The following is a 25180-nucleotide window of genomic DNA, read 5'->3' as shown; positions in this document are numbered from 1 at the left end:
GACCCCTGGGTCATGAAGCGTCTAATGGGCCGGCTTCACAAGGGCGCGGGTTTCCTGGGCGAATTTTTCGCCCTTGGGGCCAAGCGCCGCAAGCCGGATAAGCCAGTTGCCGTCATAGGCGAGCTTGAAATCGGCCTCATATTGGCCGGGCGCCGTCTCGCGCATGAGTTCGGTCCTGTCCGCGCCGACCATGACCGGACGGAAAAAGGTCGCGTTGACCTTGAGGCCGACCAGCGGCGCGCCCTGCTTGTCCACGAAGCGCGCCGAAAGATGCGTTGCGCCATCTGCCGCGCTCACCGGCCGGGACACCTCCGCCTTCCAGCCCAGCGCCTTCTGGGCCTCCATCGCGGCAAGGTCCTTATTGTAGGCGCGGCCGCGCTGATAGGCGTCGTCGGCCTCGATGCCGTCGAAAGTCGACAAGGCTTCGTAGATGAAGATGCCGTTCACTCCCGTGATCACGCCGAAACTGAGGATCATGAAGATCAGGAAACGCCGACCGGTAATCTTTCCGAAGCGCTCGGTTGGATGGTAATCCGTATCTTCGATGCTCATTGGTCCGGTCCCCTGAAAGTGGTTTCCTTGACGGTGCGCCGTCCCGTTTCGTCAGTCACGACGAAATTGAGCTTCGCATATCCGCCGTCAAGCTCGGACACCCGGTCCTTCGGCAAGCTCACGTAGAAGCGCACATTCTTCAGCGCGTCAGCGCTCATTTCGATCTCGGTCGGATTGACATCGTCGGCGGAAATGCCCGCAAGGCGGGCTCCTTCCAATCCATCGATCGAGACATGGATGGTATGCGCCACCGTATCCTTGTTGATGATCTTGATGCCGTAGCCGTTCCGAACGCTTCCGTCGGACAAGGTCACGAACAACGGATTGCGGTCGCGCAGAATGTTGAGCTGAAGCGTCTCGCGGCTGGCCAGCGCAACGACCATGATCGCCGATACGAGCAGCAAGGCCACCGCATAGACGATCGTACGCGGACGAACGATCCGAAAGCGCGGCGGCTTACCGGCCTTGCGGCGTTCCTGATTGCCGAGCGTGTCATAGCCGATCAGACCGCGCGGGCGTTCGACCTTGTCCATGATTTCGTTGCAGGCATCGATGCAGAGGGCGCACTGAATGCACTCGAGCTGCATGCCGTCACGAATGTCGATGCCCACAGGGCAGGCAGCCACGCACTGACCGCAATCGATGCAATCGCCGCGCCCCTCCCAACTCGTGCCCTTCTTGTGCGGACCGCGCTTTTCGCCCCGATCGTCCTTGTAGCTGACGAGGAGCGACTCCTCGTCGAACATCGCGCCCTGAATGCGTGGCCAGGGGCACATGTAAATGCAGACCTGCTCGCGGGCGATGCCGCCCAGCGTATAGGTCGTTGCGGTGAAAAGGCCGACGAAGATATAGGCGGTCATCGGCGCGGAGAACGTGACCATCTGCATGGCCAGCGTCGGCGCGTCGGCGAAATAGAAAACCCAGGCGCCGCCGGTAAGGATCGCAATGAGTAGCCAGACCGCATGCTTGCCCGCCTTGCGCGCAAACTTGCCGACGCTCCAGCCTTCCTTGTCGAGCCTGATGCGAGCGGAGCGATCGCCTTCGAAGAGACGTTCGACAAATACGAATAGATCGGTCCAGACCGTCTGCGGGCAGGTATATCCGCACCAGACACGGCCGGCGACGCTCGTCGCAAGGAACAGCCCGAGCGCGGCGAGGATCAACAGGCCGGTGACGTAATAGAATTCCTGCGGCCAGATCTCGAGAAAGAAGAAATAGAAGCGCCGCGCCGGAAAGTCGAGCAGGACCGCCTGATCGGGCATTCCCGGCCCACGGTTCCAGCGGATGAACGGCGTCACATAGTAGATGGACAGGGTGATCGCCATCACCAGCCATTTGACACGACGGAACGTGCCGTGGACGACTTTCGGATGAACCTTGATGCGGCTCTGGTAAAGGGGCCGGTTCGCCTGCGAGTTGACGGCGACCGCGCTGTCGTCGTTCAGCCGTGCAGAGGAAACGGCGGAGGCTGTATTCACAGCCTCCGCCACCAGGTTTTCGAGATTTACGGCGGGTTCCGTCATAACTCACTCACTCCTTCGGCGCGTAACGCGCGCCGATTATTTGCCTCCGCCCAGCGAATGGACGTAAAGCGCAAGTTCCTTGATGGTCGAACCGGACAGGCGAGTGCCCCAGGCCGGCATCACGCCGTTGCGACCATGGGAAACGGTCTGCACGATGGTGGCCTTGTCGCCGCCATAGAGCCAGATCGCGTCGGTCAGGTTCGGTGCACCGAGCTGCTGGTTGCCCTTGGCGTCTGCGCCATGGCAGGCAACGCAGTTCGCCGCAAAGACTTCCGCACCGCGCTTCGCCGCCGCGGCGTCGTCGGCCTTATTGTTCAGCGACAGCACATACTCGGCAACGTCGTTGACCTGATCGGCCTTCAACATGCTGTCATCGAGGAAACGAGGCATCATGTTCTGACGGGTGTCAGCGTCAGCCTCCCAGCGAATGCCGTGCGTCAACGTGGTCTGGATGTCGGACAGCGTGCCGCCCCAGAGCCAGTCGTCGTCGTTCAGGTTGGGGAAGCCGTTGCCGCCCGCCGCGCCCGAGCCATGGCACGGAGCGCAGTTGTCGGCGAAGGTAGCCCTGCCGCCGGCAAGCGCCACTTCCATGAGGTTCTCGTTTTTCGCGATATCCTCGATGGGCATGGCCTCGATCTGCTTCAGGAACACGGCGCGCCCCTCGGCCACCTTCTGCAGTTCGGTGGAAACTTCGCCGCGCTGCGTATAGCCGAAGGAACCTGCCGTGTGCTTCCAGCCGCCGCCCGTGAAATAGGGCCAGGCGGGGAAGACGACCCAATAGGCGAGCGACCAGAGGATGCAGACATAGAAGGTGTAGATCCACCACTTGGGCAGCGGATTGTTCAGCTCCCTGATGCCATCCCACTCATGTCCGGTTGTCTCGACGCCGGAGACTTCGTCCGTATGCTTTTGCGTGCTCATTGCGCGCCCCCTTCATGATCGTCATTGAGCGGCAAGCGGGCCAGATGCTCAAAGGTCTTCCTGTTCGACGGCCAAAGCGCATAGCCGACGGCAATGAGGAACACGACGCAGAAAAGCACCAGTCCCCAGGTTCCGGCGAGAGCCGATATTTCCTGATGTGTCATGGCTGTGCTCACTGCTTGAAGTCGGCGCTGTCGAAGGCATTGAAGTCGACCAGCGTTCCGAGCATCTGGAGATAGGCCACCAGTGCATCGAGTTCGCTGACCATCTGCGGGTTGCCATCGAAGTTGCGGATGACAGCCTTGGGATAACGCCCCTGGATACCGGAAGTATCGCCATCCGGATTGACCTGCGCCTCGAGATCGGCCTTCGCATTGGCAATCTCTTCATCCGTATAGGGAACACCCGTCACGCGCAGCGCCTTCATGTCGTCGGCGATATGCGTGTAATCGAGGGGCGTCTTTGCCAGATACGGATAGCCAGGCATCACGGACTCCGGCACGACCTGGCGCGGGTTGGCCATATGCAGACGATGCCACTCGTCCGAATACTTGCCGCCGATACGGGCGATATCCGGCCCGTTGCGCTTCGAACCCCACTGGAAGGGGTGGTCGTACATGCTTTCGGCCGCCAGAGAGTAATGACCGTAGCGCTCCACTTCCGAACGAAGCGAACGGATCATCTGGCTGTGGCAGAGGTAGCAGCCTTCGCGGATATAGATGTTGCGTCCCGCGAGTTCGAGTGGGCTATAAGGCCGCACTCCCTTCACGTCCTCGACCGTGGTCTTGATGAGGAAGGTCGGGATGATCTCGACGATACCGCCGATCGACACCGCGATGAGCGAGAGGATGAGAAGCAGGATCGAGTTCTTCTCGATGACTTCATGCGAAAATCTGGACATGTGCCTCTCCTTCACTCAGCCGGCTGCGCAAGCGCGCCGACGGGACCGTGGGCGTTGGCAGGTGCGTTGGCGACGATAGGTTCGCCCGAACGCACGTCGCCCCGAATTGTCCGCCAGCAGTTGTAGACCATGATGAGCGTGCCAGCGAGATAGAGGAGGCCACCCAGAGCGCGGATGATGTAGAAGGGGTGCATCGCCGCGACGGTTTCCACGAAGGAATATTCGAGGAAGCCCTGCGCGTCATAGGCACGCCACATCAGACCCTGAAGGATGCCCGACACCCACATCGCGGTGATGTAGAGCACGATGCCCATGGTCGAGATCCAGAAGTGCCAGCTCACAAGCGCGATCGAGTAGAGCCGTTCGCGCTTCCACAGCCAGGGAACGAGGCAGTAGACGGCGCCGAAGGTGACGAAGCCGACCCAGCCCATGGCGCCCGAATGCACGTGGCCGATGGTCCAGTCGGTGTAGTGCGAGAGCGAGTTCACCGCCTTGATCGACATGAGCGGACCTTCGAAGGTCGACATGCCGTAGAAGGCGACCGACACGACGAGCATGCGGATCACCGGGTCGGTGCGCAGCTTGTCCCAGGCGCCCGAAAGCGTCATCAGGCCGTTGATCATGCCGCCCCAGCTGGGCATCCACAGCATGATCGAGAAGGTCATGCCGAGCGTCTGCGCCCAGTCAGGCAGAGCCGTGTAGTGCAGATGGTGCGGGCCAGCCCAGATGTAGAGGAAGATGAGCGCCCAGAAGTGAATGATCGAAAGCCGGTACGAGTAGACCGGACGACCGGCGCGCTTCGGCACGAAGTAGTACATCATGCCGAGGAAGCCCGCCGTCAGGAAGAAGCCGACCGCATTGTGGCCATACCACCACTGGATCAGCGCGTCCTGCACGCCCGAGAAGGCGCTGAAGCTCTTGCTCGAGAAGATCGAGACCGGCACCGTCAGGTTGTTGCCGAGGTGAAGCATCGCGATCGTGACGATGAACGACAGGTAGAACCAGTTCGCCACATAGATATGCGGCTCCTTGCGCTTCATCAGCGTTCCGAGGAAGACGAGGAGGTAGGTCACCCAGACGATGGTGAGCCAGATGTCGGTGTACCACTCGGGCTCGGCATATTCGCGGCCCTCCGTCACACCCATCAGGTAGCCGGTCGCCGCGATGACGATGAAGAGGTTGTAGCCCCAGAAGACGAACCAGGGGGCGATATCGCCGGCAAGGCGAGTGCGGCAGGTCCGCTGCACGACATAGAACGAGGTCGCGATCAGCGCGTTGCCGCCCATGGCGAAGATCACGCCCGACGTATGCACGGGGCGGAGCCGGCCGAAGCTGATATAGGCGAAGTCGAGATTGAGGGCCGGGAAGGCCAGTTCGCTGGCGATGTAGAAACCCGCCAGCATGCCGGCGATGCCCCAGAAGAGCGTCGCGACCACGCCATATTTGATGACGGTATCGTTATAACCCTTGCCGTCATCGGCGCCGGGAAGCGCCTTCAGGGCATTGAAATGGCGATTCCCGATCGCCAGGACGCCCGCGACGAAGGCCAGCGTGAAAATCCACGCATGGACCGCCATCGGTACATCATAAGCCTTTGCCGCGACGACGAGGCTGTAAAGCGCCCCCGCCACCAGCACGATCGCCGTCAAGTAAGACGACGTGGTCATTGTTCCGTGGAGACGACCGCCCGCCCCGCCTGAAACCGCCATTTGACGATCTCCTTCTGTTGCCTGTGGCATTCACCATGCCGTGGGCTCTTTTAAGGCGAAATCAGGAAATGTACGTAGGGTGTTTCGCCGCTGCGCGAGATTGCCGCAGTGGCCGAAATGCGCGGCTTTTCAGGCGCCTCGGGCGGCCAGCGCGTGCTCGATCGAGTCGATGAGCTTGTCCTCGTCGGCGGGCTTGTCGAGGAAGGCGATGACCCCCGCCCTCTGGGCCCGGGCGCGCAATCCGGCATCGCTCCGGCCGGTCATGATGATGGTCGGAATGTCCACCCGCTCGGCCCGCAGCTTTTCGAGAAGCTCGAGACCGTTCATTTCCGGCATATGCAGGTCGAGCAGCAGGCAGCCATCCCCCGGCACCTCCGCGAGAAAGGCGCGCGCCGAGCCGTAATCCCTCACGGTAAGACCGTGGGACTCGAGCAGGACACGCATTGAATCGCGCACAGCCTCGTCGTCGTCGACGACACAGACCGCACGCCCGGAACTGGCCATGACAGCCGCCTCCAGAGCGATATTCGGTGGATGACAGAAATAAGATAGGGAGCCTTTGGCCAGACTGATATAGGGGTTTTCCCTAGGCTCCCGCGGCCTGAACCCCTGCCGTAAGCGCGATTCGCACCAGATCCGACAGGCTGCGCGCCTGCATCTTCTCCATCAGATGCGCCCTGTGGATCTCGACCGTGCGCGGCGATATGCCCAATTCATGAGCAATGACCTTGTTGGGCTGGCCGCCGACCAGATGCTCCAGCACCTCGCGCTCGCGCGGCGTCAGCGCGGCGACCCGCGCCTCCGCCTCCCGGGCACTCGATGACTGGGCCTGCTGGCTGATGGTCTGCTCGCGCGCCCTGTGGACGCTCGAAAGCATCAACTCATCGTCATAGGGCTTCTCTATGAAATCGAGGGCGCCTGCCTTCATGGCGCGGACCGCCAACGGCACGTCGGCATGGCCGGTGACGATGATGATGGGAAGCGCCACGCCCCGCCTGGCGATCTCTTCCTGAAGGGTGAGCCCGTCCATGTCCGGCATCCGGACATCGACAACGAGGCAGATGCCCCGGCCGGGCGTCAGCGCCGTCAGGAAAGCCGCGGCCGAATCGAAGTCCTCGACGCGAAATCCGTCGGATTCGAGCAGGGCGCGCAACGAATCGCGCACATCCGCATCGTCATCCACGACGAAGACGGGGGAGTTATTCATTCTCCGCAGCCTCCTCTCTGTCGGTCAGAGGAACCCGGAAGGAGAAGGTCACGCCGGCATCCTCGTTCGGCGTCGCCCAGAGCTCCCCGCCATGAGACTCGATGATCGAACGGCAGATGGACAGGCCGATGCCCATGCCCTGCTCCTTGGTCGTCGTGAAGGGCTGGAAGAGATTCGCCGCCACTTCCGGCGCAAGACCGGGCCCGGTGTCGCAAACGCTGACCAGCGCGAACTTGTCGTCCTCGCGACGGGTCGAGATCAGCAATTCGCGCCGCGAACCACCCTGCATCGCCTCGACGCTGTTGCGGATGAGGTTGAGCGCCACCTGCTGAATCTGAATCTTGTCGATCAGCACCTGCGGAAGCCCCGCCTCCAGGTCCACGATGACCTTGACGTTCGCCTCGGCCACGCCGACCAGCGCGAGGGCGATCGCTTCCTCCATGACGCGGTTCAGATTCTCGAAGGCCTGATTCGATTTGCCCTTCTCGATGAATTCGCGCAGCCGGCGGATGATCTGGCCGGCGCGTCCGGTCTGGGCACCCGCCTTGTCGATCAGTTCCCGCGCCCGCTCGACCTGCGGATCGTCGATGCCATCGATGGTGCGCCGCGCGGCCTTGGCATAGTTCATGATGGCCGAGAGCGGCTGGTTGAGCTCATGTGCAAGCGCCGAGGCCATCTGCCCCATGGCGCTCAGACGCGAGACATGCTGCAGCTCCGACTGCAGCTCCTGCAGGCGGCGCTCAGTGCTCTGGCGTTCGGTGACGTCGCGGATGAAGCCTGTGAAAAGCCTGCGCTGCCCCACGCTGATCTCGCCGACTGAAAGCTCCATCGGGAAGGTCGAGCCGTCGCGGCGTTGCCCCACGACAATGCGCCCCATGCCGATGATGTGCTTCTCGCCCGTCCTGCGATAGCGGTCCATATAACTGTCATGGCTCTCGCGATAGGGCGAGGGCATCAGCATCTTCACATTCTTGCCGAGCACATCGGCGAAGGCATATCCGAACAGACGTTCGGCGGCGGGACTGAACGATTCGATCAGGCCCACTTCGTCGATGATGACGATGGCGTCAGGCACGGTTTCGAGGATCGAACTGAGACGCGCCTCGCGCTCGCGCAACGCATGCTCCTGATAGCGGCGCTGCGTGATGTCGTGAATGATGCCGACAAACATGCTCTCGCCGCCGAAGCTTCCTTCGCCTACGGAGAGATACATCGGGAAGGTGGTCCCGTCCTTGCGCTGACCTATGACCTCGCGGCCAATGCCGATGATCCGCTTCTCATGCGTCTTGCGATAGTGCTCGAGATAGCCGTCATGCTCCTGCCGGTAGGGCGCGGGCATGAGCATCTTCACGTTGCGGCCGACCACTTCATCGGCGCTATAGCCGAAGAGCTTTTCGCAGGCCGGGCTATAGACCTGGATCATCCCCATCTTGTCGATGATGACGACCCCATCAACGGCCGTGGCAAGCAGCGCGTCGAGGCGCGCCCGGCTTTCCATATCGCTACTCTTGTCCGGGGGAGGGTTCGTCATCCACGCTCGAAGACAGTTCGGCCCGTCATGTGCCAATGATCCAGAATAAGATTTTCATCTTACCGATTGAAGCTTGAATTTCACCCTTAATCGGCGGAGGGCCATGACCGACGCCACCCGGCTTCTGCTACGATGATTTGATCTGACCGGCAAGAACCACGAGGCTCCCATGCGCGCGATGTTGTTCGAAAAGCCTGGCACGCCGCTCTTTGAGCGCGAACTGCCAGATCCCCATGCGAGCAGTGGGGAGATTCGCGTGCGCGTTCTCGCCTGCGGCGTTTGCAGAACCGATCTCCATGTCGTCGATGGGGACTTGCCGAACCCTTCCCTGCCCATCATTCCCGGTCATGAAATCGTCGGCGTCGTCGACGAGATCGGGCCCGACGTGAAGGGCTTCGCCATCGGTCAGCGCGTAGGCATTCCCTGGTTGGGACACACCTGCGGCACATGCCCCTATTGCCGTTCGGCGCGAGAGAACCTTTGCGATCACCCGCTGTTCACCGGCTACACGCGCAATGGCGGTTATGCGACCCATGCGGTGGCCGACGCGGCCTATGCCTTTCCGCTCGACGGGCTCGGCGACGATGTCGCCATCGCGCCGCTTCTTTGCGCGGGCCTCATCGGCTGGCGCTCGCTTGTGCTGGCCGGAAAGGCCGAACGTCTGGGCATTTACGGCTTCGGCGCGGCGGGACATATCGTGCTTCAGGTCGCGAAGGCACAGGGACGAAAGGTCTTCGCCTTCACGACGCCCGGCGACACGAAGGCGCAGGATTTCGCCCGCTCGCTCGGCGCGGACTGGGCCGGAGGTTCCGACGAGGCCGCACCTGAGCTGCTCGACGCGGCCATCATCTACGCGCCGGTTGGCGCGCTTGTTCCCGCCGCGCTGAAAGCCGTCGCAAAGGGCGGGCGCGTCGTCTGCGCGGGTATTCACATGAGCGATATTCCGAGCTTCCCCTACAGCATTCTGTGGGAGGAGCGGCAGCTTCTCTCCGTCGCCAATCTCACCCGGCAGGATGCCATCGACTTTCTGCGCATCGCCCCCTCCATCGGCGTTCACACGACGACGGTTGCCTATCCGCTCGCCCGCGCAAATGAAGCGCTCGACGACCTCCGCTCGGGCCGTCTCACCGGCGCCGCTGTTCTGGTCCCCTGATATCGAAGCGCCCTCGCCGCGCGGAATGACGCAGGCATGCGACTCTGACTTCGATCAAAGCGGCCTCGGCCCAGCCGCATCAAAATGAACACAGTTGCCGGTATGTGCAGTCGCCGTGATCGGCAGCGCAGACGGCGAGGCGAAGGACGAGGTCATGTTCAAATCCATTCTCGTGCCCACGATGGGCTTTTCCAGCGATCCGGTCGCGCTTGAGACGGCGGTGCTCCTTGCGCGCGCTTTTAAGGGGCACCTCGAATGCGTGCACGTCCGGCCGGACTCCCAGCAGATCCTCATCCAGGCCGCCGGCTACGACATGGGGATGGGCATGGGAACGCAGATGGTGATGGGCGATCTCATCGACGTTCTTCAGCGCGAAGATGCCAAGCGGACCGAACGAGCGCAGAAGACATTCGAGGCCTTCTGCAAGCGCGAAGCCTTGCCCTTGGCCACTGCGCCGACAGGGGAACCGGCAGCGACCGCTGCATGGCGTGAAGCGTCGGGCCGGGAGTCCGACATTCTGGTCGCCGAGGCGCGCGTCCACGACCTCACGGTGTTCGGAAACGTCACCGCCCTTGGCAGCCTTGCCCGCACGGTGGCCGGAACCATTCTCATCAATGGCGGGCGTCCCCTGCTTCTCGCCGGGCCGCGCGCGCCGAAGCAGATCGGAAAATCGGTCGTCGTGGCCTGGAAGCCGTCGCCGGAAGCGGCGCGCGCGGTGAGCGCGGCCATGCCGATCCTCACCAATGCCGCGAAAGTCACGATCGCGACCATTGCCGAGAACGAGGAAGAAACCGCGAACTCCACCGAAGCGCTGGTGACAAGCCTGCGCTGGCACGGCATCAACGCGGATATTTCATACATGGCGCATCCGGCCGGCCCGGTACAGGACACGCTTCTGCAATGCGCCAAGGAAGCGAATGCCGATCTTCTGGTCATGGGCGCTTATGGACACAGCCGCCTCAGCGAGTTCGTCTTCGGCGGCGTCACACGTCATGTGCTCGGCGGCGCGCCGATGCCCGTTCTTCTGGTTCACTGAGCCGACGACCTGTCAGGGACGGATCTCTATCGGCGTTCCATCGTCGACCGAGTTCCAGATTTCCTCGATGGCTATGTTGCCGACGGCAATGCAGCCATTGGTCCAGTCGGTGAAGAAGCGCGCAGGATCCTTGCGCCCGAAAGCACGCGGCATTCCATGGATGAATATATCCCCGCCGGGATTGCCTCCTTTCGCGCGAATGCGGTCCGCCGGGTTCGGATAGGATATGTGAAGCGCGCGGTGATATTCCGAATGTTCCAGGCGGCGGTCGATCACATAGAGGCCCTCAGGCGTCCTGCCATCGCCCCTGAGGCTCTTGGCGCCCTTGGGATGACTGCCCAGAGCGATCGGATAGGCGCGCATCACGACGCCCTTCACCATCAGGTCGAGTTCGCGCTTTGCCTTCCAGACGATGATGCGGTCGGCCTTGGGCAATTCGTCGGGCGCGAGTGGCGTGGCGAGGACCGCGCCGCAAATCAGCTGTAGGATCATCGCCGCGAGGACGACACGAATGGACAGCAAGGTCATGCGGTTTTCGACTCTGAAATTCTGCGGCATCGGCGCCCTTACAGCCATCGTCCTCGGTGCGGCCGCGCCCACCTTCGCTGACGACCTCATCGGCGAGACGACAGTCTACGAGACGCATCATGAGGATACTCTGCCCGATATCGCGCAGCGCTTCGACCTCGGCTATGTCGAAATCAGGACCGCCAATCCGGACATAGATCCCTGGCTTCCCGGTGCCGGGCACTGGCTGCACCTTCCGACGCGCCACATCCTGCCCCTGGCGCCCCGTCGGGGCATCGTCATCAATCTGCCGGAGCTGCGGCTCTATTACTTCGGACCGAAGGGACAGGTCGCGACCTTCCCCCTGGGCATCGGCCGCGAGGGCAAGGAAACGCCCCTCGGCACGACAAAGGTCAGAGCCAAGCGCGAAAACCCGACCTGGGTGCCGACGGCCTCCGAACACGCCGAGAATCCGGACCTGCCGCAGGCCGTCGGCCCCGGTCCCGACAATCCGATGGGCGTACGCGCGCTTTATCTTGCCTGGCAGGGCTACGCAATTCACGGCACGAACAAGCCATACAGTATCGGGCGGCGCGACAGCCACGGCTGTATCCGGCTTTACCCGGAGGATATCCAGAGGCTTTACGACATGGTCCGCGTGGGAACGCCCGTCACCGTGGTCAACCAGCCGATCAAGGCGGGCTGGTCGAATGACGAGTTCTACGTGGAGGTGCATCCCTATCAGTCGGATGCGGACACCATCGAAACCGGCGGCAAACCCGAGACCGAGGCCGCGATCGATGTCGACGACCTCGTGGTGCACATGGCGGGAGAAGCTACCGGACGCATCGATTGGGATGCGGTCGAGCGCGCAAAGCGCGAGAGGACGGGGGCGCCGGTTCGCGTCTCATTGCCGAATGACGGCTATTTCGCACCTCAATAGATAATGCCGGGCATGTTCTCTCATTGAGAGAATGCCCGGCATGCAATTTCAAACGTCGGATTACTTGCGCAGCGAGCGCTGGAAGATGCGGTCCGCCTTTTCATTCGCGGCCTGCGCCGATGCAGCCGCGCGATCGGCCGAGGCAGCGGCAGACTGCGACTGGGTGAGCGCCTGCTGCGCCATTTCCTTGGCCTCCGCCGAATCCTTCACGGCCTGATCGAGCTTCGCCTGATCCTGGTCGTTGAGATGGGTGGCGCAACCGCCGAGCAGCAGCGCCGAGGCGACCGCCGCGGGCAGCATGAGACGTGACAGCATATTCATATGACCTCTCCTGTTGATGCCGCCCGCACCTCCCAATGAAGTGCCGACGCCTTGAATTCCCCACGCATCCTTTTCAGGAAGCGGGCTTGACCTCGATCTTCCTGACCTGCGCCTTTGCCTCGGCGGGCTACGGGACGGTGACCGTCAGCACACCCTTCCTGAAATTCGCCTGAACCTTGTCGGCGTCAGCATGGAAGGGCATCGCGACGCGGCGCTCGAACGAGCCCCAGCTCCGCTCCTTCACGTGATAGTTTTTCTTCTTCTCCTCGCGCTCTTCCTTCTTCTCGCCCTTGATGATGGGCATGTCGCGGCGGAGGCTTCCGAAGAGATCGATTTCACCACCGGTCGATCTATGACCAGGAAACCGCTGCAATAGCCGGGACATGATCCGCTCCCTTTTCCACGGTGAAGATTGATAACGCCAAGGCGACTCTGCGTCCTTGGCCCCACTCAATCCTTGATTCCGATCAAAGAGAGGAAGTGTCGCAATCCGGATCAGGCGACGATGGCGCGGCGGAACCGGGCGAGCGACAGTACGAAGTAGAAAATGGCAATGGCGACGAGCCAGATCATATCCGGCCAGACGATGCTGAAGCCGGCGCCGCGATAAAGCACGTCCTGCGAGAATGAGACGAAATGCGTGGACGGCGCGAACTGCATGACCGTCTGCAGCCATACGGGCATGCTTTCAAGCGGCGTGGCGCTGCCTGACAGAAGCTCCAGCACGATCAGGACAGGCATCGACAGAAGCGCGAACTGCGGCATGGAATTCGCCCAAGTCGCAAGCATGAGGCCCAGCCCGTTGACGGCCACGAGGTAAATCGCCATCCCGCTCCCGAAGAGCACCAGCGACCCGGCGATAGGCACGCCAAGCACGTAATGCACGACAAAGATGAGCGAGGCGATGGCCGCCACGAGAATGACGATGCCATTGGCAATGATCTTGGCCAGCATGATTTCGATGGAAGTCACCGGCATCACGAGCAGATGTTCGATCGTCCCGTGCTCCCGCTCACGGATCAATGCGGCGCCCGCCAGCAGAATGCCGAGCATGGTCACATGGTTGATGATCTCCATGACCGAAGTGAACCATGTCGACTCCGAATTTGGATTAAAGAGCCTTTGAAGGACCACACTGATCGGCTGGCTGGTCTCGAGTTCGCTATGTGCGACGAGCTTCTGCACTTCTTCCGTGATGATGTTCTGGATGTCAACGACGCCGCTTCCCGCAAGCGACATGGCGGTCGCATCGACACTGAGCGCGATCGTCGGAGAACGGCCCGCGAGCAGATCGCGCTCGAAGCCGGAAGGAATGTCGATCAGAAAGACGAACCTGTTCTCGTCCATGCCGCGCGATGCCTCGGCGGGCGTCACGACGATGGCTTCCTTGAAGAGCGGCGGCAGAAGCGCCTCGCGAACGCGCCGCGAAAGCGCCGAATGATCTTCATCGATCACGGCCACGGCGGCGTTCGACACCTCGGTCTTGGCCCCGGTCGCGATCGAATAGATGGCGAAGCTGAAGATATAGACGACCAGGACAAGCAGAATCGGATCGGCAAGGAAGCTGCGCAGTTCCTTGTAGGTGAGACGGCCGATGTTCCGGATGGAGCGCAGCATGTCAGGCTTCCTGCTTTCTGAGGAAGAGACGCCCGGCAATCGTGTAGACCAGCGCGAAGAAGACAAGCATCAGCGTCGGGGCCCAGAGGTCGGCGAGATAGAGGCCCTTGGTGAAAACGCCAATATTGAGCTCCTGGAACCAGCTCGACGGAAAGGCGAGACCGATCGCCCGGCCCGTGCCTGTGAGCGAGGAGACGGGCACCAGAAGACCGGAGAAATTGACTGCGGGAATGAGCGCGGTCACCGCCGTCGCGAACATGGCGGAGACCTGTGTCCTGGTGAATGTCGAAATGAAGATGCCATATCCCGTCGTCGCGCTGACATAGAGAAAGGCGCCCACAAAGAGCAGCGGCACCGACCCCCGCACCGGCACACCGAAGAGAAACAACGCGAGCAGCAGGAGCGTCAGAAAATTGATATAGGCCAGAACGATATAGGGCGCCTGCTTGCCCACCAGAAACTCGAGCCGCGATACGGGTGTCGAGCGGAAATTGGCGATGGATCCGTATTCCTTTTCCCGGACCACGCCGACGGCAGTGAGCATCGCGGGAATGAGGATCAGGATGAGCGTGAATACCGTTGGCACGATCGCATATACGCTTTCGAATGCCTGATTGTACCTCGTGCGCGTCTCGATCTTGAAAAGCGTCGTCGTTCGCTGCCCTTCATAGAGCTGTGCGAAATATCTCTGCGCTATGCCGCTCAGATAGCCGACCGCCGTCGTCGCGCGGAACGGGCTTGCACCATCGACGAGAACGCTGATTTCCGGCTTTCGTCCGCGCAGGAGATCGCGCCCGAACCCTTCCGGAATTTCTATGCCGACGGCGATCTTGCCGCCCTGCAGCATGTTGTGAAGTTCGGATGCCGTTTTCGCAGGCGTACGCTCCTCGAAGTAGCGCGACCCCTCGAACTGCTCGAGCAGCCCGCGGCTTTCCGGCGACTGATCCTGATCGTAGACGGAATAGGCGAGGTTCTCGACATCGAAAGAAATGCCGTAACCGAAGGTAAGCATCAGCACGATGGGGCCGGCCAACGCAAAAGTCAGACGGATCGGGTCGCGCAGAATTTCCATCGTCTCGCGGCGGGCATAGGCCCAGATGCGCCGCCAGTCGAAGCGTCGTCCCGTCTGAAGGCTGTCCGTCTCGCTGATGATCGTCTCGTCCGCTGCCGTCTCGTCCGTCGCCCCCGCGCCCGCCGCGTCCCGCAGGCAATCGATGAAGGCGTCCTCAAGGGTGGTCCGCCCATGCTGCTTCGCGATATCCTGCGGCGCGCCGACGGCGAGCACCTTGCCGGCATGCATGAGCGAAATGCGGTCGCATCTCTCGGCCTCGTTCATGAAATGGGTCGAGATGAAGATCGTGACCTTCTGGTTGCGCGAAAGGTCGAGCAGATAGCGCCAGAACTGATCGCGCATGATGGGATCCACGCCGGAGGTCGGCTCGTCGAGGATCAGAACCTCAGGCCGATGGATGACGGCCACGGCGAGTTGCAGGCGCTGGCGAATGCCAAGCGGCAGGCCTTCCGGCATCTCGTCGGCCACATCCGCCAGATCGAAGCTCTTCAGCATTTCCTCGACGCGCGGGCCAACCTCGTTGCGCGGCAATTCGAAGAGCCTGGCGTGAAGGTCGAGATTCTGCCTGACGCTCAATTCGCCATAGAGCGAGAAGGACTGCGACATGTATCCGACGCGGCGGCGGGTCGCCATGTCGTTCGCATTGAGCCGTTCGCCGAAAAGCCGCGCAAACCCCTCGGTTGCGGGCAGCAGACCGGTCAGCATCTTCATGGTCGTGGTCTTGCCGCAGCCATTCGACCCGAGAAAGCCGAATATCTCGCCACGCTCGATCGAGAAGCTCACATGATCGACGGCAACGAAATCGCCGAAACGGCAGGTGAGGCCTTCGGCCTCGATGGCGGGCGCACCGTCGCCGTCGATGCGCGGCGACACGACAACCGGCACATGCTGGGCGCGCAACGCCTCGGGCAAGAGCGCGATGAATGCTTCTTCCAGCGTCTCCTTCCCGGTCCTTGCCTTCAGCTCGGCCGGGCTCCCCTGCCCGATCAGCTTGCCCGCATTCATCGCCGCCAGCCAATCGAACCGGTCCGCCTCCTCCATATAGGCCGTGGCGACGATGACGCTCATGCCGGGCCTGCGCGCCCGAATGCGCTCGATCAACTCCCAGAACTGCCTGCGCGACAGCGGATCGACGCCGGTGGTCGGCTCATCGAGGATGAGAAGGTCGGGATCGTGGATAAGCGCGCAGCAGAGCGCGAGCTTCTGCTTCATGCCGCCCGAAAGCTTGCCCGCTGGCCGATCCGGAAAGGGATCGAGACCCGTCGCCCGCAGAAGCTCCTTGATGCGGCTTTCACGCTCGGCCTTGCCCTGTCCGAAGAGCCGGCCGAAGAAGTCGAGATTCTCGAAGACGGAAAGCGTCGGATAGAGATTGCGCCCGAGACCCTGAGGCATATAGGCGATGCGCCGGTGGCTCATGCTGCGATGCTTGTGATCGCGCATGTCGCCGCCCAGCGCCAGGATTTCGCCCTGCTGCATCTTTCGTACGCCGGAGATGAGGGCCAGCAAGGTCGATTTGCCGACGCCATCCGGTCCGATAAGCCCGGCCATAACGCCGGCAGGAATCTGGACGGAAATATCGTCGACCGCCACCACCCGCGCATAACGATGCTTCAGCGATCGGATCTCTACGGCGACCGCGCGCTCAGCGGGGCTCATCGGGGAGCTTCACGGCAAGCGTGGCGGGCCACTCGACACCCGATCTGTAGCGGACATAGGCCATGCCGCGCACACCCGTCTTCACGACGGTGGCGTAGCGCGCCAGCAGATCGCGGTCGATGTTGAGCTTGATGCGGAACATCAACTTCTCGCGCTCATCGGCCGTTTCCACGGATTTGGGCGTGAACTGCGCGTCGGCGGCCACAAAGGTCACGTTCGCCGGAATGACATATTGCGGCGCCGGATCGAGCACCAGTCTCGCTTCGTCGCCGATCCTCACCCCGCCCGCGACCTTTGCCGGCAGGAAGACCGTCATATAGACGTCCGAGACATCGAGAAGCGTGAGGATGGGCGTGCCTGCGCCCACGACCTCGCCGGGCTGGATGAGCTTGTACTGCACGCGGCCTGAACGCGGAGCGACGAGGACTGCATCCTCGAGAACGGTCTCGATCTGCTGGACGGTGGCCTTGGCCGCCTCGATGGCGGCATCCGCCTGACTGACGCTGGCGACCGCCGCATCATAGGCAGCGTCCCCCGCATCGCGCTGCGCGCGCGCCTGATCGAGCTGATCGTTGGAGGCATAGCCCGACTTGTTGAGGCGGGCGGTGCGGCCATACTGCCGCCGATAGAGCGTGCGCTGCGCCTCGCGCTGCGCCACGGCGGCGACGGCCTCTTCCTTCGTGCGCTGTGCCGCCAGCAGCTGAGCCTGAGCCTGGAGAAGCTGCGCCTTGGTATCCCGCGTATCCATTCGCGCCAGAACGGCGCCGGCCTTCACAAAATCGCCCTCTTCGGCCAGTACTTCCATGACACGGCCCGGAGTCTTGGCCGCGACCTGAACCTGTTCGGCTTCGATGCGGCCATTGGTCTGCGTGACCCCATCGGGAAGGCCCGGATGCGACCATCGCCACCAGCCATAGCCCGCAGCGACAATCGCCACGGCGACGATGGCCGCCACGAGGCCCAGCATCCTCATACGCATGATGAACTCCGGAGAGCGAGAAAATCAGTTATCGCCGTCGATAATAGCGCGAAGCGTCTCAATGTCATTGACAACGATCTGATGCGTCGTCGGCACGCCGATCACGCCCGCCCGCTTGAGCTCGCTGAGGGCGCGGCAGACCGTCTCGATGGTCAGGCCGAGATAGTCCGCAATGTCCTGACGGCCCATGGGCAGGTCGATGCAGGCGGCTTCCAGAGCCTCGCCTTCCAGCCGTTCGGCCATCTGGATGAGGAACGAGGCAATACGCTCCTTCACCGTCTGTCGACCGAGCATGACGAGCAGCGCATTCGTCCGGGAAAGACGCTGATGCAGCATGTTCGCCAATTCGCGCTGCAGATCGCCGTCCCGCTCCTCGACATGCTTCAGGTGGTTGCGCGCATAGCGCATGACCACCACATTCGTGATCGCCTCGGCGCTGAAATCATAGCTGTCGAGATCGAGGAAGCCGAACATGTCGCCTTCAAGATAAAATTCGGTGATCTGACGGCGGCCATCGGCCATGAGCTTGCAGAGGCGCACCGCGCCGCTGACCAGCTTATAGGCATATTTGGCGCTATCGCCCTCGTTGAAGATCGTCTCGTTGCGCGAGAAAGTGACCGTCGTTCCAAAATCGTCAAGCGATCGGAAGTCTTCCGAGGGAACGAATGTGCCGCGCGCCCGGGGGGCACGCGCCAAAGCGCCGCCGACAATGACTGGCCACGGCCTGTGAGCCACCGCGTCATTCGGCGCCATTCCACTGTGAGCCAGGCTGGTTGTCATGACGAACCCTTTGTTCTGTATTGTGCAATGGTCATCATGATGTCGGCCGCAGCGGAGCCGCGTAATCCGGTATTCCACCTATAGGTGAATATACGTATCAACCACGAAAATTTGTCCCGCTATGAGGCAACCCTTCCGCCGCTTGCCACGCGGCGCTGCTCGAAGGCAGTCACCTCGACGTCATGTTTCCTCACGCGAATGCCGGGAAAGCGCGCAGTCACCACAGTTCCCCTGCCAAGCTTGCTTTCGATCGAAAGCGTGCCTCCATGCAGCCGCATGAATTCATTGCAGAGAGAAAGACCGAGCCCCGTGCCCTGAAAGCGGCGCGACAGATGACTCTCGATTTGAACGAAGGGCTTCATGAGCTTGGGGAGGTCGTCCGCGGCAATGCCGATACCGCTATCGGCGACTGAGAGGCTGAATTCCTTCGACGGCAGAACGGTCAGGCCGACGCGAACGAACCCGCCAGTGGGCGTGAACTTGATGGCATTCGACAGCAGATTGATCAGCACCTGTTTGCACAGGCGTTCATCCCCGTAGAGCTGCGGCAATGCCTGCATCGCCTCGATCTCGACGCGCAGGCCCGCCGCTGCGGCGCGCTCTTCCATCATGTGCGCGCAGTCCCGCGCCATTTCCTCGGGGTCGAAGGGAGCTTCATGCAGGATGGTTCGGCCCGCCTCGATGCGCGCAAGGTCGAGCACATCGTTGACGACCTCAAGGAGATGCTCGCCGCTGCGATGAATGTCGCGCGCATATTCACGATAGCGGTCGACATCGAGCGCGCCGAGAATGTCACTCGACATGATCTCGGAAAAGCCGAGGATCGCGTTGAGCGGCGTGCGCAGCTCGTGACTGACATTGGCCAGGAATTCGGACTTCGCCCGGTTCGCAGCCTCCGCCTCCTCCTTGGCGTTCTTGAGCTCGACCTCGATCTGCCGGAGGCTCGTTACATCCTGAACCGTGCCCGTCGTGCCAATGACGATACCCAGCTCATCGCGCTCGATCTCCATCTCGAGATGAACGTGGCGCAAGGTTCCGTCGTTCAGCAGGATCCGGTGGCCAAAGCCGCAGCACTCGCCGGCCTCGAAGGCCTTCCGAAAGCGCGCCGTCACGAGCAGGCGGTCGTCGGGATGCACGAGCCGTTGAAATGCCTGATAGTCGAGGGGCTCGCTCTCGGGCAAGCCGAATATCCGGTAGGTTTCCGCCGAGCCGGTAATGATGTCGGCACGGAGATTCCAGTGCCAGCTCCCGATCTTCGCGATCCGCTGCGCCCTCTCCAGACTCTGCTCGCTCCAGCGCAGATATTCGAGGGCCTTGTTGCGCTCGCTGAGGTCGCGCACGACGGCAGTGTAAACGAAGGAGCCCCCGAACTCGAACTTCGCGATCGACGCTTCGGCCGGAAAGCTCGACCCGTCCTTGCGCACCCCCCGGATTTCTGCCCTCTGGGACATGAGGCGCGAGCGCTGCCTCTCGCCCTTGAAGGACGCGACATGCTCCTTGTGCCTCTCGCGCATGTCATACGGCAGGAGGAGCGACAGCGGCCGCCCCAGAATTTCCGCCGAGGTATAACCGAAAAGCGTTTCAGCCTGACGGTTGAAGAGCACGATATTCTGTTCGGCGTCGATCGAGAGAATTGCGTCGCCCGCCGTGTCCAGAAGATCGGCGAAGCGATGCCTCAGAACATCAACCTCATCCGCACCCTCCTCGCGCGGCAGCGCTATCTCCACCACCAGAACCGTTTCTGCGGCCCTCGACCAGATGCGGATCATGCCGATGGTCGTGCCGCCGGGCGTAATGCATGTGCGGCGCATCTCGCGCGTGCCGTCCTCGCCGTTCGCAGGCGGAAGCGAGGTGGCGACCAGCTGCCCCTGCGCCGCAATGCGCTGTTCGAGCTGCATGAGAGTCGGACGGTCGTCCGGCGCAAGGCCAAGTGCCGAGAGCAGAGCTTTTCCGCCCGCGCTCAGCGAGCGGAGGGCGCCGCTGGCCTGATCGAAAACGAAGACCGGCGGCGTCAGAAGATCGAGATTGTTCAGCTTGGACATCTTACCCCTCCCCGCAAAGCGAATGACGCATTGACGATCAGGCGGCGCGCGCCCGGGCAAGAAACGCCTCGACCTCCTTTTTCAAGGTCTCAGCCTGTTCGGCGAGAACGCCCGCCGAGCCGCGTACCTGGGCTGCCGCAGCGCCGGTTTCAGATGCGGCCTGAGCAACGCCGGAGATGTTCGAGGAAACGTCTTCGGTGCCGTGCGCGGCCTCCTGCACATTGCGCGCGATTTCCTGCGTCGCGGCGTTCTGCTCCTCCACGGCGGCCGCGATGGCGGCGGCGATCTCGTTCATCTCGGTAATGACGCGCTCGATCGAGCCGATCGCGTCGACGGATTCGGCGGTCGCCGTCTGCATCGCCTTGACCTGATCGGCGATTTCCTCGGTAGCCTTCGCTGTCTGGTTGGCCAATCCCTTCACTTCGGATGCCACCACCGCAAAGCCCTTGCCGGCTTCGCCCGCGCGCGCGGCTTCAATCGTCGCATTGAGGGCGAGAAGATTGGTCTGCGCCGCAATGTCGTTGATAAGCGTGACCACATCGCCGATCCGCTGCGCGGCGGCCGCGAGGCTCTGGACCTTTTGATCGGTCTTGTGCGCCTCATCCACGGCCTGACTTGCAATCCGCGTCGAAAGCGCGGCCTGCCGGCCGATCTCGGATATGGAGCTCGAAAGCTCGTCGCTCGCAGTGGCGACGGTCTGCACGTTTGCCGACGCCTGTTCGGAGGCGGCGGCCACGGCGGTCGTTCTCTCGCTTGTCTGATCGGCGTTGATCGTCATCGACTGGGCGGCGTCCTGCATATCCGTCGCCGCCGCGGCCACAGACCCGACGACCGCGCCCATCACCGTTTCGAAGCTGGCGATGGCGCCTTCAAGCTCGCGCTGCCTCTGCGCACGCTCGATCATCACCGCTTCCTGATAGACGGAAATGGCAAGATCCATATCGAGCATCACGGCCGCATTGAGCGCCGAGATGGCGCGTGCCATGCGACGGGGCGAGAAGCGGTATTTGTTGACGACGACTTCGATGAGACGGTTGAGCACGTATTTGTAGCCGCCGATGTACCAACGCGGCTCCAGTCCGATCCGGCTGTGAACGAGACCGATGGTCCGCACACCCTCCATATAGGTTTCGTCGAATTTCCCGTCGAAGAGGCGCGCCCAGTGGCTGCCCTGCGCCTGCTTCAAACGGTTCGACTGGCTGCCCACGAGCTTTGCGAGAGCGGGACTCGTCGTGAGATGCGCATAGAAGCCATCCAGCACATCGGGAAGGCGCGGCTCTATGACGTGCCACAATTCGCGCAGCGCCTTGCTGACATCCGCATCAATCTCCATGAACCGCAAGCGGCCTTCACGGTCCGTCGACGTTGTCGTGCTCTCCATCTCCCACCCCTATCGCTGAATAGATTTCCTTCGAAACGCACACTCCGATACTCAACAGGAGTGCGACTTTATTTCGCACTTCCAAAATATTGGTTAATTCAATAAGTATTCGATTAATTAACTACTTACCGTTGTTTATAATCAGGATTTATAATCTAGATAATAAAAAGAATATCGGCCGGATCGAAAGTCTTCTGATCAACTGAACTAGATGGTTTTACCTGTCGCCATTCTGACGAAGACGGATAATGTTCGCGCCGGGAATTTTGTCGTCGAGCAGAACGCGCGAGGCAGGACACCCGATCTTTAATCTCGCTGCCGGTATGTATTGATGAGCCCGAGTGCGCCCGAGTTAAGACGGACAGTACCCTCCGCCGAGAGTGCCAAGCCAGGAGGCAACGGCTCGGGGTGGACTGGCTGCAACAGCTGCCCCTTGCGCGACAAAGGCTTTTGTTCGCTCCTTCGCCATGGCCGCGCCGCCGCTTCCGAAGTGGAACCCCGCGAGAGCTCGGTTCGCGCACGTCAGCACATCTATCGCGCAAAGGAGCAGGGCCGGTATATCGCGATCATTCGCGAAGGCATGACGCTCCGCTATCTCACCATCACCGATGGACGGCGGCAGATACTCTCCATCGGCATGCCCGGCGAGTTCATCTCCGTGACTTGCGTCGTCAGAGATACCGCGCCTTTCTCCGTTCAGGCGCTCACGCCGGTCCGGCTATGCCTCTTTGAGAAAGAGGCGCTGCAGCAATTCATCCGCAACGATCCTGACGCGCTTCATTGCTTTCTGGACATCTGCGTCTCGGAGAAAGAGGAAAGCGAAAGCCGGATCGTGGATCTCGGCCGGCGCACATCGGAGGAGCGGATCGCCCGCTTCCTGCTTCAGATGGCCTCACGAAGCGGCTGGAACGGTGAAAGCGGATACTCATTTCACTTTCCTATCCGCCAACAGCACATCGCCGACCTACTCGGTCTCACGCAAGTGCATGTCAGCCGCGTCATCAGCAAGTTCCGTCGCACCGGCTTGATTACGATAGGCTCAGGCACATTGAAGATCGCTGACGCCTATGCGCTTCGCCAGGCGGCCGGCGGACGCGATATCTGACGCCTTCGCCGCTCAGTCCTGCCCGTCATCCGGATCTGCGAGACGGAGCTTCGATATGTGCAGCGGACTGACCGGCGCGCCGCTCGGGCTCTGCCCCCGGATATACCACTTCTGCCAGCCCTGCTGGACCGCCACAGGTTCGTTCTGCTTCAGACGTTCATTGAAGTCGAGGCGCCCCTCCGACCAGGCTTCAAAGTGGCGCTTTTCTTCCGGCACATCGGAGATGTCGACAATCTCCGGCATCAGCGCGTCGAGCGCGCGATACCCCACAGGCGAAATGAAACAAAAGGGCTCGCCCTTGCCGAAGGTGACGCGGCCCGGTCGCGTGAACTGCCAGTTCATGGTGAACGAAAAGGGCAGCCAGTCGGTTTCAACCAGACCTTCGAGTGGCGCAATGCCGTCGCGCGGCCAGTTCGGGGCGCCTCGCACCAGCAATCCCACGGAGAGATCGGTGCGGAACAGATAGCCGGTCTGAAAGGTGAGCACCCCATGACCGAAATGCGAGACGGCCAGCTTGCCGCCCGACCACGCCTCGTCGTCGACCTCGACCGAAATATCGTCGAGATCCGATCCACCATTCCACTCCGCCGACACGTTCGCCGGCAGCAACAACTCCCAGCCGAATGAATTGGCAATGGTGAGCGGCAAGCAGCGATATGCAAATCGCTGATCGGTGGCGTCCATCCAGGCGCGCTCGGAACGGCCAGGAACGATCTTCGGCGCAAGATCGCGCAAGCGATAGCAGAAGAGGTGGCGCATCCTTCCGGCCTCGCTATCTCGCTCCGGCATATTTTCTCCACATCTCAAGAATCAAATCGAATATGGCGACGAATACGGAATACTTCGTCGCATGACGTCTGGACAGTAAACCCGAATGGCCTAGAATTAAAAACATAGCGGCTACACATATTAGCCGCCGCCTACGCCTACTGTTTCATCCTGGGAGAATGTGGAATGCCTATTTCGACTGTGTCAAAGGCCTTCGTTACCACGAGAAGCCCACTCGGCCCGCCCTCGCCGCCGCCGCCAGTCGCCTCCTTCTGAACGAATCGCGACGAGGCCGGATGTCGTGTCCTGAAGCCTGCATGCCCTTCGGGCAATGGCTTCAACTCAAATCCGGCCTTTCGCGTTTCACGACATCTCTCAGGGCCGCCTGGGCAAGAGAAACCCGAACCGCCAGCGGCGAAATTTGCGTAGCAGCGGCGTCGCCTCTATCGCTACCTTGCCCCCGATTTCAGAATCGATCGCCTTCAATGCTTCCGCAAGACGCGTTCGCGCAATGGCTTGCGTGCGCAAGCGCAGAGGCTTCGGGTCCGGCACATATCGGACGATATTGGGATTGGTGTTGATCTCATAGACAACTGCTTTCCCGCCGACCATCGCGTGATCGGCGCGGCCGAAATCGATCCCGGCTATGTCGAAGGCCTTTTGCAGGTCGGCCACAAAGCGATTGGACGACACGGCGTCGTGCTCGTCGGCGACCACTTCATCCGAGAGCTTGTCCCAGTCGCCATATTTGACCAGCCACTTGTCATCGACCGAGATGTGATCGACCGACATGGCCGCTCCGACGCGGAACGTTCCCCATTTATGCCAGAGCCCCTCCGCATAGGGTGCCGGACAATGCTCGACGGCAATGACGCCCCGCAATGGCGTTCCGTTCCGATGCAAAGTGTCGAGGGCAAGATCGAGAGCCGCCTGATCTTCCAGAAGCTCGGACAGCGGCCAGCCATGATCCGCCTCGAAGCGCAGGAAGACGGGAAACCTGTCCGGCTGCGGCTGTTCGTCCGCACGATAGAGGTTGAACGGATTGAGCCCTGCCGCATGAAGCGCGCGCAGCAGTTCCACACGGGATTTGACGCGCGCCGGATCGTTGAGACAGCGCAGCCCTGCTTTGGACAAGGCACGGAATAAATCCGCTGCCGCCCTCAGTTCCCAGGGAGAGAGGCGCTCCATGTCTGTGAATATATAGGTCGCGCGATCGACTCGACGAGATCGCAGCAACCGTTCGTAGCTGATGACCTCGATATCGGGCACTTCAAAGCCGAACGTGCCGCGCGCGAGACTCGCAACGGTGTACTCATGGCCACGGCTCGTAACAAAAACGATCATGAAGCACCATCAATGAAGGGGGCTTCAGGATACATGGATTTTCCAGAAAATTGCTCGCATGAAGAATCATGCGCCTGAATGCAGAAATGAGCGCCCGCTCCTTGTGCGCTACATCCACCGACGGTCACGACA

The 25180-nt window shown here is 61.6% G+C and carries 24 protein-coding genes; 4 read left to right on the top strand and 20 right to left on the bottom strand.

Annotated features, from left to right (window positions below):
* Nucleotides 1-21: 21 nt before the first annotated feature.
* The 9 genes from ABFC66_RS07530 to ABFC66_RS07490 all read right to left on the bottom strand — a co-directional run bounded on the left by ABFC66_RS07530 (nt 22) and on the right by ABFC66_RS07490 (nt 8311).
* Nucleotides 22-552, bottom strand: a complete 531-nt coding sequence (locus ABFC66_RS07530) for a FixH family protein (protein ID WP_346740333.1) — start codon at nt 550-552, stop codon at nt 22-24.
* A complete protein-coding gene (gene ccoG / locus ABFC66_RS07525) occupies nt 549-2075 on the bottom strand; it encodes a cytochrome c oxidase accessory protein CcoG (RefSeq protein WP_346740332.1) in 1527 nt (508 codons plus the stop codon). The genes ABFC66_RS07530 and ccoG overlap by 4 nt, the downstream gene beginning before the upstream one ends.
* A gap of 36 nt (nt 2076-2111) precedes the next feature.
* Entirely contained in the window at nt 2112-2996 is an 885-nt protein-coding gene (gene ccoP, locus ABFC66_RS07520) for a cytochrome-c oxidase, cbb3-type subunit III (RefSeq protein ID WP_346740331.1), read from the bottom strand.
* A complete protein-coding gene (locus ABFC66_RS07515) occupies nt 2993-3160 on the bottom strand; it encodes a cbb3-type cytochrome c oxidase subunit 3 (RefSeq protein WP_346740330.1) in 168 nt (55 codons plus the stop codon). Before ABFC66_RS07515 ends, ccoP begins: the two co-directional genes overlap by 4 nt.
* 8 nt (nt 3161-3168) lie before the next feature.
* Nucleotides 3169-3897, bottom strand: a complete 729-nt coding sequence (ccoO, locus tag ABFC66_RS07510; RefSeq protein WP_346740329.1) for a cytochrome-c oxidase, cbb3-type subunit II — start codon at nt 3895-3897, stop codon at nt 3169-3171.
* Nucleotides 3898-3908: 11 nt separating this feature from the next.
* Entirely contained in the window at nt 3909-5564 is a 1656-nt protein-coding gene (gene ccoN / locus ABFC66_RS07505; protein ID WP_346740909.1) for a cytochrome-c oxidase, cbb3-type subunit I, read from the bottom strand.
* Nucleotides 5565-5735: 171 nt separating this feature from the next.
* The gene (locus ABFC66_RS07500; RefSeq protein ID WP_346740328.1) at nt 5736-6110 is read right to left on the bottom strand and encodes a response regulator; all 375 of its coding nucleotides are present in this window, start codon (nt 6108-6110) and stop codon (nt 5736-5738) included.
* 82 nt (nt 6111-6192) lie between these two features.
* On the bottom strand, nt 6193-6813 hold the full coding sequence (gene fixJ, locus ABFC66_RS07495) for a response regulator FixJ (protein WP_346740327.1): 621 nt from the start codon (nt 6811-6813) through the stop codon (nt 6193-6195).
* Nucleotides 6806-8311: a PAS domain S-box protein gene (locus tag ABFC66_RS07490; protein WP_346740326.1), complete on the bottom strand. Its 1506-nt coding sequence runs from the start codon at nt 8309-8311 to the stop codon at nt 6806-6808. Before ABFC66_RS07490 ends, fixJ begins: the two co-directional genes overlap by 8 nt.
* 202 nt (nt 8312-8513) lie before the next feature.
* Here ABFC66_RS07490 and ABFC66_RS07485 point away from each other — a divergent pair, with 202 nt between their 5' ends.
* Nucleotides 8514-9497, top strand: coding sequence for a zinc-dependent alcohol dehydrogenase family protein (locus tag ABFC66_RS07485; protein WP_346740325.1), 984 nt, complete (start codon nt 8514-8516; stop codon nt 9495-9497).
* 115 nt (nt 9498-9612) lie between these two features.
* Nucleotides 9613-10533, top strand: a complete 921-nt coding sequence (locus ABFC66_RS07480) for a universal stress protein (RefSeq protein ID WP_346740324.1) — start codon at nt 9613-9615, stop codon at nt 10531-10533.
* Between the two features lie 12 nt (nt 10534-10545).
* Here the strand turns inward: ABFC66_RS07480 and ABFC66_RS07475 are convergent, their stop codons facing one another.
* Nucleotides 10546-11061, bottom strand: a complete 516-nt coding sequence (locus ABFC66_RS07475; protein WP_346740323.1) for a L,D-transpeptidase family protein — start codon at nt 11059-11061, stop codon at nt 10546-10548.
* On the opposite strand from ABFC66_RS07475, the gene ABFC66_RS07470 reads away from it, so the two are divergent.
* Entirely contained in the window at nt 11060-11983 is a 924-nt protein-coding gene (locus tag ABFC66_RS07470) for a L,D-transpeptidase family protein (protein ID WP_346740322.1), read from the top strand. The two genes, ABFC66_RS07475 and ABFC66_RS07470, sit on opposite strands and share 2 nt — an antisense overlap.
* 60 nt (nt 11984-12043) lie before the next feature.
* Here ABFC66_RS07470 and ABFC66_RS07465 read toward each other — a convergent pair whose 3' ends face one another.
* From ABFC66_RS07465 to ABFC66_RS07430, 8 genes are all read right to left on the bottom strand, one after another.
* Entirely contained in the window at nt 12044-12304 is a 261-nt protein-coding gene (locus ABFC66_RS07465) for an Lpp/OprI family alanine-zipper lipoprotein (protein ID WP_346740321.1), read from the bottom strand.
* Nucleotides 12305-12431: 127 nt separating this feature from the next.
* The gene (locus ABFC66_RS07460) at nt 12432-12689 is read right to left on the bottom strand and encodes an Hsp20/alpha crystallin family protein (RefSeq protein WP_346740320.1); all 258 of its coding nucleotides are present in this window, start codon (nt 12687-12689) and stop codon (nt 12432-12434) included.
* A gap of 110 nt (nt 12690-12799) precedes the next feature.
* The gene (locus ABFC66_RS07455) at nt 12800-13921 is read right to left on the bottom strand and encodes an ABC transporter permease (RefSeq protein WP_346740319.1); all 1122 of its coding nucleotides are present in this window, start codon (nt 13919-13921) and stop codon (nt 12800-12802) included.
* Nucleotide 13922: 1 nt separating this feature from the next.
* Nucleotides 13923-16649, bottom strand: a complete 2727-nt coding sequence (gene rbbA, locus ABFC66_RS07450) for a ribosome-associated ATPase/putative transporter RbbA (protein WP_346740318.1) — start codon at nt 16647-16649, stop codon at nt 13923-13925.
* Nucleotides 16636-17628, bottom strand: coding sequence for an HlyD family efflux transporter periplasmic adaptor subunit (locus ABFC66_RS07445; protein WP_346740317.1), 993 nt, complete (start codon nt 17626-17628; stop codon nt 16636-16638). The genes rbbA and ABFC66_RS07445 overlap by 14 nt, the downstream gene beginning before the upstream one ends.
* A 24-nt stretch (nt 17629-17652) precedes the next feature.
* Nucleotides 17653-18408, bottom strand: a complete 756-nt coding sequence (locus ABFC66_RS07440; protein WP_346740316.1) for a helix-turn-helix domain-containing protein — start codon at nt 18406-18408, stop codon at nt 17653-17655.
* A gap of 119 nt (nt 18409-18527) precedes the next feature.
* Nucleotides 18528-20450, bottom strand: coding sequence for a PAS domain S-box protein (locus tag ABFC66_RS07435; RefSeq protein WP_346740315.1), 1923 nt, complete (start codon nt 20448-20450; stop codon nt 18528-18530).
* 37 nt (nt 20451-20487) lie between these two features.
* Nucleotides 20488-21831, bottom strand: a complete 1344-nt coding sequence (locus ABFC66_RS07430) for a globin-coupled sensor protein (RefSeq protein WP_346740314.1) — start codon at nt 21829-21831, stop codon at nt 20488-20490.
* A 433-nt stretch (nt 21832-22264) separates the two neighbouring features.
* Between ABFC66_RS07430 and ABFC66_RS07425 the strand changes: the two genes are divergently transcribed.
* Entirely contained in the window at nt 22265-22936 is a 672-nt protein-coding gene (locus tag ABFC66_RS07425) for a Crp/Fnr family transcriptional regulator (protein ID WP_346740313.1), read from the top strand.
* A gap of 12 nt (nt 22937-22948) precedes the next feature.
* On the opposite strand, the gene ABFC66_RS07420 is transcribed toward ABFC66_RS07425, so the two are convergent.
* The gene (locus ABFC66_RS07420) at nt 22949-23725 is read right to left on the bottom strand and encodes a DUF6065 family protein (protein WP_346740312.1); all 777 of its coding nucleotides are present in this window, start codon (nt 23723-23725) and stop codon (nt 22949-22951) included.
* A 354-nt stretch (nt 23726-24079) separates the two neighbouring features.
* Nucleotides 24080-25048: a hypothetical protein gene (locus tag ABFC66_RS07415; RefSeq protein ID WP_346740311.1), complete on the bottom strand. Its 969-nt coding sequence runs from the start codon at nt 25046-25048 to the stop codon at nt 24080-24082.
* Nucleotides 25049-25180: the final 132 nt, after the last annotated feature.

It is taken from the genome of Parvibaculum sp. (assembly GCF_039680535.1).
GTDB lineage: Bacteria > Pseudomonadota > Alphaproteobacteria > Parvibaculales > Parvibaculaceae > Parvibaculum.
This window is presented reverse-complemented; position numbering and strand designations above follow the sequence as displayed.

Bases quoted from the DNA above. Each gene is read 5' to 3' on its own strand.
- ABFC66_RS07530 (WP_346740333.1), bottom strand. From the start codon at position 552: ATGAGCATCGAAGATACGGATTACCATCCAACCGAGCGCTTCGGAAAG.
- ccoG (WP_346740332.1), bottom strand. From the start codon at position 2,075: ATGACGGAACCCGCCGTAAATCTCGAAAACCTGGTGGCGGAGGCTGTG.
- ccoP (WP_346740331.1), bottom strand. From the start codon at position 2,996: ATGAGCACGCAAAAGCATACGGACGAAGTCTCCGGCGTCGAGACAACC.
- ABFC66_RS07515 (WP_346740330.1), bottom strand. From the start codon at position 3,160: ATGACACATCAGGAAATATCGGCTCTCGCCGGAACCTGGGGACTGGTG.
- ccoO (WP_346740329.1), bottom strand. From the start codon at position 3,897: ATGTCCAGATTTTCGCATGAAGTCATCGAGAAGAACTCGATCCTGCTT.
- ccoN (WP_346740909.1), bottom strand. From the start codon at position 5,564: ATGACCACGTCGTCTTACTTGACGGCGATCGTGCTGGTGGCGGGGGCG.
- ABFC66_RS07500 (WP_346740328.1), bottom strand. From the start codon at position 6,110: ATGGCCAGTTCCGGGCGTGCGGTCTGTGTCGTCGACGACGACGAGGCT.
- fixJ (WP_346740327.1), bottom strand. From the start codon at position 6,813: ATGAATAACTCCCCCGTCTTCGTCGTGGATGACGATGCGGATGTGCGC.
- ABFC66_RS07490 (WP_346740326.1), bottom strand. From the start codon at position 8,311: ATGGAAAGCCGGGCGCGCCTCGACGCGCTGCTTGCCACGGCCGTTGAT.
- ABFC66_RS07485 (WP_346740325.1), top strand. From the start codon at position 8,514: ATGCGCGCGATGTTGTTCGAAAAGCCTGGCACGCCGCTCTTTGAGCGC.
- ABFC66_RS07470 (WP_346740322.1), top strand. From the start codon at position 11,060: ATGCGGTTTTCGACTCTGAAATTCTGCGGCATCGGCGCCCTTACAGCC.
- ABFC66_RS07475 (WP_346740323.1), bottom strand. From the start codon at position 11,061: ATGACCTTGCTGTCCATTCGTGTCGTCCTCGCGGCGATGATCCTACAG.
- ABFC66_RS07465 (WP_346740321.1), bottom strand. From the start codon at position 12,304: ATGAATATGCTGTCACGTCTCATGCTGCCCGCGGCGGTCGCCTCGGCG.
- ABFC66_RS07460 (WP_346740320.1), bottom strand. From the start codon at position 12,689: ATGTCCCGGCTATTGCAGCGGTTTCCTGGTCATAGATCGACCGGTGGT.
- ABFC66_RS07455 (WP_346740319.1), bottom strand. From the start codon at position 13,921: ATGCTGCGCTCCATCCGGAACATCGGCCGTCTCACCTACAAGGAACTG.
- rbbA (WP_346740318.1), bottom strand. From the start codon at position 16,649: ATGAGCCCCGCTGAGCGCGCGGTCGCCGTAGAGATCCGATCGCTGAAG.
- ABFC66_RS07445 (WP_346740317.1), bottom strand. From the start codon at position 17,628: ATGCGTATGAGGATGCTGGGCCTCGTGGCGGCCATCGTCGCCGTGGCG.
- ABFC66_RS07440 (WP_346740316.1), bottom strand. From the start codon at position 18,408: ATGACAACCAGCCTGGCTCACAGTGGAATGGCGCCGAATGACGCGGTG.
- ABFC66_RS07435 (WP_346740315.1), bottom strand. From the start codon at position 20,450: ATGTCCAAGCTGAACAATCTCGATCTTCTGACGCCGCCGGTCTTCGTT.
- ABFC66_RS07430 (WP_346740314.1), bottom strand. From the start codon at position 21,831: ATGGAGAGCACGACAACGTCGACGGACCGTGAAGGCCGCTTGCGGTTC.
- ABFC66_RS07420 (WP_346740312.1), bottom strand. From the start codon at position 23,725: ATGCCGGAGCGAGATAGCGAGGCCGGAAGGATGCGCCACCTCTTCTGC.
- ABFC66_RS07415 (WP_346740311.1), bottom strand. From the start codon at position 25,048: ATGATCGTTTTTGTTACGAGCCGTGGCCATGAGTACACCGTTGCGAGT.